The sequence below is a fragment of the Nocardia alba NBRC 108234 genome, assembly GCF_001612665.1.
Classification (GTDB): domain Bacteria; phylum Actinomycetota; class Actinomycetes; order Mycobacteriales; family Mycobacteriaceae; genus Nocardia; species Nocardia alba.
On the sequence record NZ_BDAX01000015.1, the window covers coordinates 1 to 13,595 of the forward strand.

At 60.4% G+C, this 13,595-nt stretch carries 7 protein-coding genes; 1 reads left to right on the forward strand and 6 read right to left on the reverse strand.

Annotation, left to right across the window (positions count from 1 at the left end):
* Window positions 1-123 precede the first annotated feature (123 nt).
* The 6 genes from NA12_RS33690 to NA12_RS17205 form a co-directional block, all read right to left on the reverse strand.
* Complete coding sequence (locus NA12_RS33690; RefSeq protein WP_157106396.1) at window positions 124-297, reverse strand: hypothetical protein; 174 nt, start codon at window positions 295-297, stop codon at window positions 124-126.
* Between the two features lie 356 nt (window positions 298-653).
* A complete protein-coding gene (locus tag NA12_RS17185) occupies window positions 654-2,663 on the reverse strand; it encodes an AIPR family protein (protein WP_067451766.1) in 2,010 nt (669 codons plus the stop codon).
* Window positions 2,656-3,663 (reverse strand): PD-(D/E)XK motif protein, encoded by a 1,008-nt coding sequence (locus NA12_RS17190; protein ID WP_067451769.1) that lies wholly within the window; start codon window positions 3,661-3,663, stop codon window positions 2,656-2,658. The genes NA12_RS17185 and NA12_RS17190 overlap by 8 nt, the downstream gene beginning before the upstream one ends.
* On the reverse strand, window positions 3,660-6,449 hold the full coding sequence (locus tag NA12_RS17195; protein ID WP_067451772.1) for a Z1 domain-containing protein: 2,790 nt from the start codon (window positions 6,447-6,449) through the stop codon (window positions 3,660-3,662). Before NA12_RS17195 ends, NA12_RS17190 begins: the two co-directional genes overlap by 4 nt.
* A gap of 49 nt (window positions 6,450-6,498) precedes the next feature.
* Entirely contained in the window at window positions 6,499-7,974 is a 1,476-nt protein-coding gene (locus NA12_RS17200; RefSeq protein ID WP_067452009.1) for an ATP-binding protein, read from the reverse strand.
* A 634-nt stretch (window positions 7,975-8,608) separates the two neighbouring features.
* On the reverse strand, window positions 8,609-10,573 hold the full coding sequence (locus tag NA12_RS17205) for a DNA cytosine methyltransferase (RefSeq protein WP_207905622.1): 1,965 nt from the start codon (window positions 10,571-10,573) through the stop codon (window positions 8,609-8,611).
* Window positions 10,574-11,130: 557 nt separating this feature from the next.
* Here NA12_RS17205 and NA12_RS17210 point away from each other — a divergent pair.
* Window positions 11,131-12,987: a hypothetical protein gene (locus NA12_RS17210; RefSeq protein ID WP_067451775.1), complete on the forward strand. Its 1,857-nt coding sequence runs from the start codon at window positions 11,131-11,133 to the stop codon at window positions 12,985-12,987.
* The last annotated feature ends 608 nt before the right edge of the window (window positions 12,988-13,595 follow it).

A 13,595-nucleotide genomic window follows, 5' to 3' on the forward strand; every position in this document is an offset into this window, starting at 1 on the left:
GGGACTTGGTTGCTCAGACGGTGGGTCGTCTCGCGGTGTGGGCGGCGGAGTTGGTGTTCTCGGTCGGGTTGGCGACTCCATTGGTCGCGGGTTCGAGCCCCGCCCGCCCCACAAACAGCCTGGTCAGCCGATCACCGCGGAAATCGCGGTACAACCACCCCCGGTGTTGGTGATCTGACCGACCGCGTACAGGCGACTGGACAATGAGTCCAACTCCGGCGAGTACGTACGGGCCAGTTCGGCCTCGTACGCCGCGATACGAGCCTCACGCGCGCGTTTTTCAGCGCTATCGGTCATCGGGTCACCACTGTCCACGGCTGTCCGACGGCGACGTATCCGGTAGGCGTTTGCGTCATTTCCTCATCATTACCCACCCCGCTGTGAGTAGGAACCACCGCCAGCGTTGACAGGTCAGGACTCGTCGGCGCGACGGCTGCCCACGACCTTTCGAGCTGAACCGGGGTCCGATGTGACGCTCGGACGTGTCGAATCCATCAGAGCAGGGCTGCCCCGAAACCGTGTTCTTCTCGGGTCGAGACCTCCGCTAGCGACGTGGTCATCCGCTTGCGGGGTCCTGTCACGGGCAGAAGACGCGATCAACGGCCTTCGTGGACGAAGGCCGTAGCGGAATCCGGTTGTAGTGACTGCCGCACTCATTCAGCCTCGTGGTCGGGCGTGGGCTGGAATCCATAGAGCAGCGCTTTCTCGTAAACGCCCATCGCCTGCCTGGCCTGGATCTCGGTGACCCGCCGCCCCCGGGATAGACGCTGTGCGACACGCTCGGCGAGCTGTCTCTCCCCGGCCAGCAGCGCCCGGCCTTCACGAGCCCAGTCTGCGAGAGTTTGCCACTCCTCGCTCGGGATTTCTTCGACGGCGGCTTCGGCCTCGTCGGACTCCGTGCTCGCAGGTGAGGCGATCTCGAATGGGTCAACAGTGAGCTCGGCTGCGAGCCCGTCCGGGAGTGTCCACGAGATACGGGACACCTCGTCCCAGCAGTCCGGCTTCTTCGCCCATTCCGACACGTGCCGGTCGCCGGAGATCACTGTTTCCATGATCAGGGGACAGAGCTCATCAAGGGCATCTCTGAGCGCGTCCGTAATGCCCTGCTCGTTCCAGATTCTGTCGAGGTCGATCCGTTTCTCGGCGGCGAGTGACAGTCGGGCCACCGAGTACGTGGTGATCAGCCGTTTGTGGCTGCCCGCGGAGTGTGCGCGGGCGATACCATCAGCATGCCGGAACAGGATGGCTGTGGCTATTGCACGCTTGCAGTACTGCACGTCCACAACGGGGTCGGACTTCTCGATCCGCTCCATGAAGTGGGCAAAATTCTTTTGGGCGCCGCGACACACCCAGTACGGGAGTTGTTCCCAGGAGTGTACGAAAGTGGCCAGGTCGGACTTGCTGAATCTCTGGCGGCTCGGCATGATCAGCTTGAACTTGCGCTGCGCGGAACGGGTCTCGTGCTCGGCGGACTTGTCCGTGTACTGTCCCCGCGCCCGCTCGTAGAACCATCGCGTCTCTTGGCCGCTGCTGTCGGTCGCCGGAGCCCAAAGGCTGCGGGAGACTCGCTCGAAGGTGACGTGGAAGTCGTGATTCGAGCTGAAGTCGACCAGCGTCACCTTGTTCTGAGTGTTGGAGTACTCGGAGATCTTCGGAACGATCTCGGAAAGGTGCGCCGGATCGACGATGGTGAGTTTCATCTGCACGTGGACATCGTTTAAGTCGCGCCCGTCACGAGTCAGGACGTGGTGCAGCGAGGCGGTGGTCTGGCCACCATTGACGATCTGGAGGCCGGTCATGCTCCTGATCGCCACAGGGGTTCCGTCCTTGTCGGTCTCGAAGTCCACGTCCGAGGCCGTAGCGGTCACACCATTGTTGTACGCCAGGAAACGTCTCGGATCCGTCAACAAGGTATTGCGAATGCCTTTGTTCACGCCACCGCGGGTCTGCAGGAAGGAACGAACATTGAGTTCGAGCAGCCGGGTCCTGTGCTCTTTGTACAGTTCCGCAAGTTGCCGACCGGGAATGACGGCCAAGACTACCGAGTAGTTCAGTTCGTCACTGTGCGCTGCCAAACAGGGCAGGGGACGCTCGAAGGTCACCTTGATCGGCTCACCGATGCTCCCCGAGGTCTCGTGCCGGTGGAGCCGTGCAAGGTCCCAGAGCTCGTGCGTAACAGGGATCCCCTCGAACTCCCCGGGCTCGGGGGCAGTCGTGGTGCTGGCCCGGTTACTCAGAAGAAACAGGCGAATCTTCGGTACGTTCGCAAGTGCCTTTCCAACACCGACGCACATGTCATGCACGTCAGTGTTGTCCTCTTGGCTGGTTCGGATCGCTCCGTGCTTGCCCAGGAACGCGAGAAGCCTGCGGAAGAGCCTGTCGGACTCGGCCTTGGTCAGCTTGCTGCTCAAGGGCGTCAGGTTGAAGTCAGTTGTGTAGAGATCAAGGCTGGACCCATCGTCGGGCAGGCCATAGCCGTAGATTTCCAGCCCTCGGGATGAGTGGTAAGCGAGCGCTGCGTCGCTGACCACTCCGGCCTCCGCGAGAATTTCGAGCACGTACTGTGTGAACGTGTTCGGGATCGAACCGCCTTCGGCGTCAGCCTGCGCCTGGATATCCGTCACCAACGCACGGCAGTAGTCGTTGAGGTCGAGCTCAGCCATCGGTTCCTCGGATCAGGTCGACGAGTGTCTCGGCGGTTACGCTGTAGGCGGTCAGTGCCGACACGTCGATCGTGTACGTGCAGTTACTTACACCCGGCGGCAGTTCGGCCTCGACGATGCGAGGGAATCCTTCCCCGACCGCCCAGAACTCGCTGCGCCGAAGGGTGTAACGGTCGTGGTCATAGAGGTCGCGCTGCGAGGGCAGGTAGCCGGCTTGGACGAGCAGACCTTCGAAGCGCTGGGAGGCGGACGGCGAGGTCAGACGGGCTCGTATCTCATCCACCAAAATGTTCAGACTCCTGCCGGATCCACTTTGCCGGTCGTCTAGGACGATGTGAGCCAGTGTGAGGGGTGTTGAGTCAGCGGTGTCGAGTTGCCGCTCACTCGCGATCTGGATCGTCCGGGGAGCGCGTGCGGTGGTCGCCTTTATTTCGACCGCGACACCAGGCAACTGGAAGTCCTGGTTCGTCTGCCGGGGGCCGGTCCAAGAGCTGACGGCCGTGTGCTGGTCCACAGCGGGGAGTATGTACTCCAAGAGGAAATGCAACTCGCCGAAGAGACCACACCGAGCTTGTCGGGACAGACCGTCGCGCAACACAGAACGCAACAACTGCTGCCACCGGACATAGCGGCGCACCGCGGCCTCTGCAGCTGTCTCGGTTGTCGGCGCGTCCACCACTACGTCTGCGATGTCAACGACGAGCGGGGTGAAGACTTCGGTGAGTTCGTCGTCGGTGAGCATCACTTGGAGCTCGTAGTGATTGCCGGATACCGACGACAGATTCAGCTGCAGGCCGTGAGTGACCGGCATTTCATGGATTTCCTGACGTACGGTGTCGGCAGTCTTGGCGTCTGTCCCGACCAACAGCATCCGCCGGAGGGCAGGGTGCGTCACCGACACCTGGATGTCGTGTGGAGAATCGGGGTGGAGCCGCCGAGTGGATCTGCCCGCGATCTGTTGGTGGGCCTCTAGCTCCTGCCACACGCTCTCGTCGATCACTCTTCGTCCTCGAGGTCGTCGAGCTCCATGTCCTGCTGAAACCAGATGTCGTTCACCACGTACTCGGTCTCCAACTGGTGCCGGGAGAACGGAAAACTGATGGCGAACCCGACCAACGGAGCGACTGGCTCTGGGTTCCGGGACGACTTGGCCACCTCGGTGGGACTGAGGGGGTACAGCAGAAGCAACGGCTGGTCAGGGCTACGCTGATGTCGCAAAGGTCGGCCTCGAGGGGAGTCAGGGTTCAGCGGTTCGCCCTTCCTGTTGAGCTTCCCCTCCGCGGCATCCTTCGTCGCTGTGAGCGCACGATTCCTCTGCTCGTCGGTCAGGTCGCAGAGCTCGTCGGCCGGGCTGAGTACGCGCTTAATCGTGTAGCGGCCGCTGACGGGCTCCGAGGATTTGGAGTGGCTGCGCGTGATGAGGCCGATGGAATGGCCCGCGATCTTGGTCGGCGCCCCCTCAGGTAAGCGACTGGCTAGGCGGACTGTCCAGTTGCCAAGCTCACCCTGCTTGGCGCACCGCCGTATGTACTCTGCGACGAAGGCTGGCCGAACCCGTCGAGCCTGCCGGTCGGTGAGATAAGAGTCGAGGAACCGCTCGGTGACATCCGAGGCGGCGACGCCAGTCCACGTGATGCTTCCGCTACGGTCATCCACTTTCCCAGCAGACAGCGAGTCGAGGCGCGCGACGAACGATTCGAGAAGCTCGTGGTTGTGGCGGACCGCCTTTTCCGAGAGGTTGAAGATGGTCGTCTCGGGAAGCTCGCCGGAGTAGCTAAGGCGGACACGTGTGCCCTTTTTCATCTTGTTGGAGGCCGTGATGCCAAGGCCGAGCGACGAGGTCCTGACCTTGAGGCCGTACTCGCGGGGGGTTAGTCCAACTGCGGACATCTCCTCGACGTCGCGCCGGAGTTCGTCGGTGGCTGCGGTGATCTCTGCGTACTGGCGCTGCAGTGTGCGGGTCGTGTACAGCCTGCACAGGTCCTCGTAGTGGGGACGGTAGCCGAACCAGCGGCCCATCTGGAGAAGGGTGTCGTACGTCTTGGAGGCCCGCAGGTAGTAGCTGACAGAAAGTCCTTCAAGGGTTAGACCGCGAGAGAGCTTCTCGCCGCCCACCGCGATAACCGACAGGCCGGTCTCCCGGCGCTCGTAGTACTGGAGGGCATCTTTCGCGGCACCGTTGACAGCCATAACGGTGATTTTTGCGATGGCGGCATGGAGATGGGGTTCGACGTCCTCCCAGTCGAGTCTGCCCCCGACCATGTCCTCAGTGCAGGGAATGAAGTCCTCGTCCCAGAGCTGCCGCAGCTCTTCCTTGAGTTCATTCTGGGCACTGCTGAACCTGTCTTGTAGCACGTCGAAGAGCAGACGCACGTAGGCATCGATCTGCTCGCGGACTTGCTGCTGCACGGCAGTGAAGCGGGTCACGTGCACCAGCATGGAGTTGTGCACGGCGATCTGCTGCCGTGCGCGACGTGCCGTGCAGGCGAGGACGAAGGACCGAATGGCCCGCTGCAGCGACTCAGGCAGGAAGTCGGGAACTTCATGGTAAGACTTGTGCTTATCTGGCACCCAGAGATCGGTGTCCTTGATGTGCCTTACGAGCGGCAGTGGTTCAATGTCCTCCTCTTCTCCATCGGTTCGCAGGCCGAAGAGGCGCTCGGGACCCAAGTAGTTCGAAGGGGCCCGCAGTGTGCGTATAAAACTTTCCGGGAAGAGGTCGGGGCCCAGCTCATCATGGTCGGTATCGGGACTGATGTAGATGTTCGCGAAGGGAGTCGCGGTATAGCCGACGTAAGACGCCTTCGTGAAGCTGTTTATGAGCTGCCTGATGGCCTTGTTGATCGCCGACGGATTGGTGTCGGGGTCCTTGGAGGTGTTCACTCCGGCGTTGTCGGCTTCGTCATCGACTACGAACAAGGGCAAGTCGGGAACGACCTTCCGGCCGGTCTCCGCATCCTCTACACCGTGGTTGTCGATCACCCAGTCCCGCAGGTTGTCAATGATCCGCCTGTTCTTCTTGATCACTAGGACCACTGGGACACTGCCCACAGGCACGTTCGCGGAGACCGCCGTCTTGCGGGCAAAGTCTCCCTGCTCGTGGCTGGTGGTGAGCGACGCGGCCTTCAGTCGCTTGCCATGCGACATGGCGCCCACGCCGATATGACGATGCGCGGCATCGTCGGAGCGAAACTGGTACTGGGTGTCGAAACCGAGGAGCCCCTCGTCGATACGAAGCTGTGTCTGGCTGCGCAGGTCGTTATGGATCCCGGCGAACACCACGATGAGCCGGTAGCCGGCATCTGCCGCCTTCGCTGCAAGGCCGATGAACTGTCCCGTCTTACCGGACTGGACCTGTCCGATCACAAGCCCGGTCCGGCGCCAGACACCTTCGCGCTGCGGATCTTCCAGCTCGCCGAGGACCTCGTCGGTGCTTTGGTTGAGTCGGCGCACAACCTGGGGCGGGAGCTTGGAGACAGTGAGGAGGTAGCGTCGGTAACGGTCCCAGAAGTCCCACGTCCGGCCTGCTTTGGCATCGGCCAGCCACGGAACGTGTCCCTCGTCATCCTTCATGGCCGAGGAATCTGCTTGGAACACGGTGGCCCGGGCTTCGAGCACCTTCCGGACCTGGTCCCGCTGCACGGTGATCCCCTGGGCAGCGAGGATGCTGACTGCTGTGTTCACAGCGAAATCCACCTCGGCTGGCGTCGCTTGGCGGTCACCTGGCAGGAGCATCACCGCGGTCTGCTCGGCCTTCTCGATGTTGTCTTCAGGGTTGGTGCTCAAGTCAACCTCCTGTGGCCGGAGCGGTAGGGAGTGGAAACTATCAGGCGGATCAGGAATTCCAGAAACCTTGTTGCTCGTCGAACGGTGACATCGAGCTGAGCACACCCCGGGCGTCCTCGGGCGAGCGGCCCTGTCCGAGTAGCGTCTCGTACACGTGACGGGCGATGGCAACGGTCTCTGGAGCTGCTGGCCCCGGACCGCCGAAGGGCTCGGGATCGTCTACCGTGTCGGTCTCGTGTAGCACACGGAGCGCCATGACAGGGACCGTCTCCTCAAGTAGACGAATCATCGAGCGAACGACGTCGGGATTTCCGACTCGGTCGCCCATTGCTGCTTTGACCAGTGGGTGATTTCTGTTGATGCGCAGAATGATCCGACCGTCTTGGCGCTTCACGTTCCAGGCGAACCTCAAGGGGGCGCCGTGCGCCCGTGAAACGACTTCACCACGCTGCCGCGCGGAGCGGGCTGCCGCCTCACGCGTGTAGTTGGCGATCCTCTCCAGATGTCGCCGCAAGGAGACGGGTGGAACGACGCTCGCTTTGCGTACGTCCACGCCCCAATCGGTGTCGGCCTCTGCGGGGATGTCTACAGCTATCCGCGCAAGGTTGTATTTCTCCTCCCGCCGAAGGCCGCGGATCCCCAACCAGCCACCGGCCAAGATCAGGCGATCACGGCGGTAGACGTAGAAACCCTGCTGCCCGAGCCATCCTTTTTGCCCGGCAGCCGACTCGTGTTCGGCTGCCGAGAGCCGCTGTGCCGTCGGAAGGACGAAGGGCTCCACGCGCACTGATTGCGATCCCAGCGGTAAAGGCTCCCAGGGGATCCGCTGTACTGACGCGTGCGCAGACAGAAACGGGTCCCACGGGGAAAGTTCGGAGCCGCGCACTCGGAGTCGGCATCGAGCCGGACGTTGTAGAAATCGGGCGAAGACCATCGCGAGGTGGGCCTCGGTGCGTTCTGCCTCTGCATAGAACTGGGCCTGCGTCTTCTCGTCTTCGTTCGACACGAATGTGCTGTGGTAGCCCGAGAGCTGCTCCCACAGGACGACAGTCCCATGTTGCATGTCTCCGGTTATCCGACGTAGGAGGGAGGTGGTCGCGTCTCCGGGGTCCCGGAGAAGTCGCCACTCCTTGTATTGCTCCACAATGCCGAGGTCCCATGTGCGGGCGTGCCAACTTCCGTCTCTGGTCGTGGCGACAGTAAGTTTGCGGCACTGGGAGAAGGAGGCAGACTTCAGCCCCACGCCGAAACGGCCGAGATCCGTGGCACTGCGCTCGGCGGACGGACCACGGGCCGCCACCGTCATGGCGATCACAAGCTCAGGTTCCGTCATGCCCCTGCCGTCGTCCGCGACGGCTATCCAGGAGCGTTGTCCTTCCCATGTGAAATCGACGTCGACGTTCTTTGCCTCTGCCGAGAGACTGTTGTCCACCAAATCAGCGACGGCGGCCGGAAGCGAGTAGCCGAGCGAACTAAGCGACGCCACCATGCCAGCAGGGTCAGGAGCAGCGACGTCGAAGTCCATCTTCACGCTCCGTACCCGGTGTACCCGGCTAGTTCTGGGTGGCCGTTCGCCTGCGTGCTGTAGCGAGCGGAAAGTGATAGGACTCTTTGGGTCTCGTGTGGCGAGAGCGTCGATACTCGCCGTACGCCAGCCGAAGAGATGCCCGGTTCGGAGCATCGTACCGAACAAGGCGCGTCTGGCGTAGGTTGCCTACGTGGACGCTGTAACTGCGCTAGCAGCAGCGTCGTGACAGTGGTCAGGAACGTGAGGCGATCGCGCGGCGGGCGCCGTTCGGAGGTGGGGTTGCCGGTAGTCGTTTCCTGCTCTGGCCCTGTTCGGTCGGGATTTCGCCCGCACCTCCCATCGGTGCAGCTTCTTCTGCATCGTGAGTACCCGAAACTCGGCCTCGACGAACAGTTCCGGATCGCCGGTATTCACCAGCGGCATCCCCGAGATGCGTCATCGCTGCGAACAACTGGATCCCAGTCCCTACAACGGAATTCCGCGGCAGAACGCATCGGCACGAACCACTCTCCTTTGATGAGTCCGTGACCAAGAGTCAAGCAAACCAGTTCCGAGAAACGGGAACATCAGGTTGTGCACGCAATCGGGGGTGAATGATCCGCAGGCTACGACCGGGCCGGTCAGCCTGTAGTCACCACAAAGTCGAAGCGGCCTCGCTCCCCTCGTCCTCCTGCAAACCGGTCGGGCAGTAGTTGCTCAGCGGGCAACTTCCGCAGATTGGCTGCTTGTCGCGACACATGTTCTCACCGATAAACCTGATGGCGGCCATGCGCACCGGTGCATCATGACCAGCGCCGAGCAGCTTGATGAGGTTGAGCCGACCCTCCGTCAGCCGGTTGGTCAGGTGGGATTCATTCTGCTGAACCCTCGCGGCGACCCGCAGCGCGCTCTGGCTGACCAGCATTATGTCGCCGCCTGCCAGGAGCCTGAACAACGCCAGCTCCGCCGGTTTGAGCCCCATCTCCTTGCTGTGAGAGAGAACCGAATCCGCGTTCACCCAGACTTCGGGCTTACCGACGACCGGGCCGAGGCGGGACTCTAGGCGCTTGCATAGCGCGACCGTAGGCGCGGCGTTCCTAAGGGCTATATAGACGTCCTGCGACAGTTCTCTATGCCCGGCGACCATGTCCATCACATTGGAGAGCTGCTTCATCCGCAGCTTGCTTCCTGAGAGAACCGCCATGACAAGAGCTCCAAGCGGCTTCATCTTCCGGCCACCGGGAAACTGGTACCACTGTTTGCCAGCACGCTGTTCCTTGGCCCAACGGGTCAGTTCCTCACGCAGTTTCGGCCATTTGTCTACGGCCTCGTCTCCGGCGGGAACATCCTGAACCAAGAGCACCCGAGCGGCAGCCTCGCCCAATAGAGGCGGAACCGCGTTGCCGATCTGACGAAAGGCGTCACTCCGTGTACCGGCGAACCGGAATCGGTCCGGGAAGGTCTGTATTCTTGCGGCTTCACGAACGGTCAATGTTCGCGCTTCTTTAGGATGAATGTACCAATAACCATCCTTGGCGATGTGTGCCGTGATGGTGCGGCTTAACTCCTCCCAGTCCAGCTTCTTGTACTTATCCGTGAACTGCTCCGCATCGTACCGCTGAAACTCCTTCTCGTCCTCTTTCAGCATCTCGCCAAGTTCGGAATAGAGGGTTTTGGAGTCCATGATAGTGAAGATTCTGAAGTCGTCTTCGCGGACCCGTCGCGTCATATGGTCGTGAACTACGCCCTTGGTTGCTCTTCGGCGCATCTCCTTCGCGAAGGGAGAAGGCTTGGGATCCTGCTGTTCGTCGTATTCACAGAGTCGGCCACCCAGCGGCAGCAAGGGTTGCGGATCGAGGTCGGGGAGATCCCCGATCGCCTCATGAAGGGTTGTCTGCTTCTTGGACTTGCCCCACTCAAAACTGCCACCGTCCCTCCGCGCAAGAAGGATCAGACGCTTCCGGTGTTGCGGTACGCGATAATTCCACGCATCCACAAGACGTACCTGCGTAGTGTAACCAAGGCTCTCCAGCTTATCCTCGATAATGCGGATCACGCTGAAATCATCACCTAGCCCCATATCCGGTACGTTTTCCATGAGTACAGCACGAGGAAACAGGTGCTCGACCACATCCACATAGGCGCGCCAGAGTTCCTTACGGAGATCATGTGAGGCCCGGTTATGGTATTCGACCAAGTGCCGAATTTTGCTGCGTCCGGCGCGACTGAACGGCTGACAGGGGGGACCCCCGGCGAGGAGATCGATATCGGCGCCGGAATCCAGGATTCGCTGCACGAACTCGTGTCGCTGGACGTCATCCCCGAGATCGAGGCACAGGCTCATCCCAGGGAAGTTCGCCGCGTGCGTCTCAAGAGCCCGTTGGTCGACGTCCACGGCCGCAGCGGTGGTCCATCCGGCCCGCTCCAGCCCTAGGCTCAGCCCCCCAGCACCTGAGAAGAGGTCAACGGCCAGACGCTTATCCTTGCCGTATCCGGACTGGACCCACTTGTCGAAATCCTCCGGCTCGCAGTAGTGCCTGTGCTGGTTCAGTTTGAGGTAGTCACTCCGCTCCAAGGGCACCCCATACGTGCTTTTTGCCCCCTTCTCCTTCACCACTACCCACTCCTCCACACTTGCCAACCTGAACGAGCTCCAAGAGATCACGTACAACACCTCGGAGGCAAGGATTCTGGCACGTCCGCGCCGCCGTGAATCCTCGACTGCCACGCGGGCGACCTGCTGTCGAAAACACTGCCGCTCACCCACTGCGCCTCCGCAGATGACCTGGGGCAGTGTCCTGATCCTGAATCGCTCATGCTAGTGGACACCTCATGCACCGCGCGTGACCACCCGGTGGCGAGTCCATGGAGGTGGTGTATGAACCGTGCTGGATCGGCTAGAGACTGGGGCTGAACGATGAGGTGACCATGTCCACCCGTCCGTGCAGCGGCCCTCCTCTCGGTGCGGATGGTGGACATCGCTGGTGAACCTGTCAGACTCGGATGGTGAATCTATCTGGCACAGTCGATGCGCTTAAAATGACTGGACCACAACAGCGTTCGGCCGCCAAGAGTTGCACCAACGCTTGGCTTAAGAAAGTGCACGCTATTGCACGGCCGCATACTTTGCCAGCCACTGTGCTATGCACGTCTAGACAATGGCAATGGGCTGCAATGGATAGCGGCGTCGACTTTTTCTGGGACGACCTGAACACCTCCGTCGACCAAGTCGCCAGCGTAGTTTGCGAGCCCGCGTCAACGATCGGACGCGAACTTTTTCGTGCACTGACGCAACTTGGGGAGGCACACGACACGCTCCAAGCCAGGCTGTTCGAGGTCGGACGCTTCGTGCCGCCGTCCGAGCACCTAGCGGAGGGTCTGGATCTCGTCGCTAGCATGCAGCAGCTCGCTTGCAGCATCGTTGAGAACGTGATCAGCTGCCTTATCGAGGGGCTGGATGGCGCCTACTGGGAAAAGTCGGGCGAGCTACATGATGAATACGCCCTGGCGCTCCAAAGGCTCACCGAACTCACAACTTTGGATCTAGACGACTCAGTTGAGATGCGTCTTCAACGTTCAATGGGGTTGTCCGCCGGAGAATTGCCAGCTGGTTCCGGCTTCACATTCCCTTCACGTCTGAGAGTGGCTTGGACCAAGCGGATCGACGAGCTCGACTCGCGTCTGCGCCGACAGGTGCCCCATTTGCTGAAGCCGGGACAAGAGTTGAGCTTCGAGGTACGACACCACTTAACGGCTTTGCTGGCGACCACGCATGTGCTGCCCGCCCATCAAGCCGCTATGGCCAGCCGCGATCTGACACTCGCAGCGTTGGCTAAAGATCCCGCATACTGTGCCGAAATAATCGCGGAGCTCGTCAACGAGGAATCGGGACACTACGCTACCCATCGTCAAGTGCAGAGAGAAATTTCGGCATTCAAGAACGCGGATGATTCCGAGGATCGGATGGATCCGGCATGCAATCTCTACCAGCGAGTCGTCGAAGGCGATATCCGACGCATCGCTCGCCGCGTTCTTGGATTTCTGGGAGAAAGGCAAGACCGAAATGTAGTGCTGAAAACAATCGAGGACCGATTGTCCGCGAATATTGAGGAGCCCAGTTGCATCCTGCTGCTGTCGTGCATAAATCGACAATGGCGGAACGCTATCGCCCATTCGCAGTTCCACTGGGACACGGTCAACCAGTGCATCTCGCTCGATGGTGAGCTCGCCTCACCTGAGGAATTAGCCGTCGCGGCGATACGTGCGATGGAAACCGGAGCTGGCTTCAACGCGGGCGTCGAGATCGCATTGAACGAATTCGATAGGACCTACTCGCAACCACCGCCTGTCGATCTACTGACCTGGGACATGCAGGTAGAACGCCGGATGGGAGCAAGCGGTATCGAGCTGCTTTCCGTGCGTCGATTCAGGAAATCGATGCAGATGCATGTTCGACCACTGTCGATTGAAACATTTCGCGATCACCTCGTTGCCGTCCTAATGGCACGGCACGGCATTCCCGATATTGATACATGGGAGATAAAACAAGTCGATCGGCCGGATATTGTATTGAAAAGCAGCGCATTGGACCTGGCCGAAACATTGATGGAGATCGACACAAATAGCGGCAAGTTTGTTCACCCGCATGCAGTTGAGATTATTCTATACGCGGAAGCGTCACTGAATTTTGGGCAGCAAGCTGAACAGGTCGCCATCGCTGTTCGACGCCTTTCATCAGCGATAATTTTAGGCGAATTTGAAAGTTTTGAACGGCAGCGCATCACCGATGGTTTAACGTGCATCGTTGATGGGATGGTGGCAACGATCTCACTGCAAATCCGTGCGATCGAAAAGACTGCGACCTTGTTTGCCCATCCTGCCGCTGAGCATCTAATTTCTCATTCGAACATACTCCAGGCGCAGCTACAGGGACTGCATGTGGACCCGGACACAACGCTACAGCAGACAGCGCAGCTTGCCATGACAGTTATCAGCGAAGGGGTGGTCGAGTTTCCTTGGCTGGATCTGTAACCCCGCCGGATGCTTGTCACATGCTTTCGCTATGGTCGATCTGGCCTGTTCCAGATGAAACTCGAGCAGGCCAGCTGGCCGGTCACGATCGACCTGAATGGCTGGTGTCTGAGCGACTTGTCTGGAATTCGGACGTCACGCGGCGGCCAGCCGATTCCAATCTGCGGTCTCGGTGTCGCGGCGACTACTGCCACAACACCTCTGCGCCACCCTCGCCGAACACTGCCCACCTTCGACAGGAATCCACTGCACCCCAACATGATCAACCCCGATCGTCGAATGTGGTACAGAGCCAGATTCAGCGCGCGCCGTCAAGACCAGCCATCGGTGTGCTGATCAGTTCAAATATGTAAGCGACTGCGTTATCTCCTGCGGGCGATACCGAGGTATGCGCCAGTGAGGCGGGAGAAAAAGGACGGATCAATTCGACACATATGACGAATCCGCGATCACTCGTAACGAATATATCGCAGTAGGTATGTCGCTATTTGATTGTCGACAGGTGTACCGTTGGTCACTTTGTACTGCGCCTGTGCGATGCCCATTGCCCATCGAATCCAGTCGCGCGCGAGATGTTCTTTTACTGGCTTCGCGTGTCCAAAGTAGAT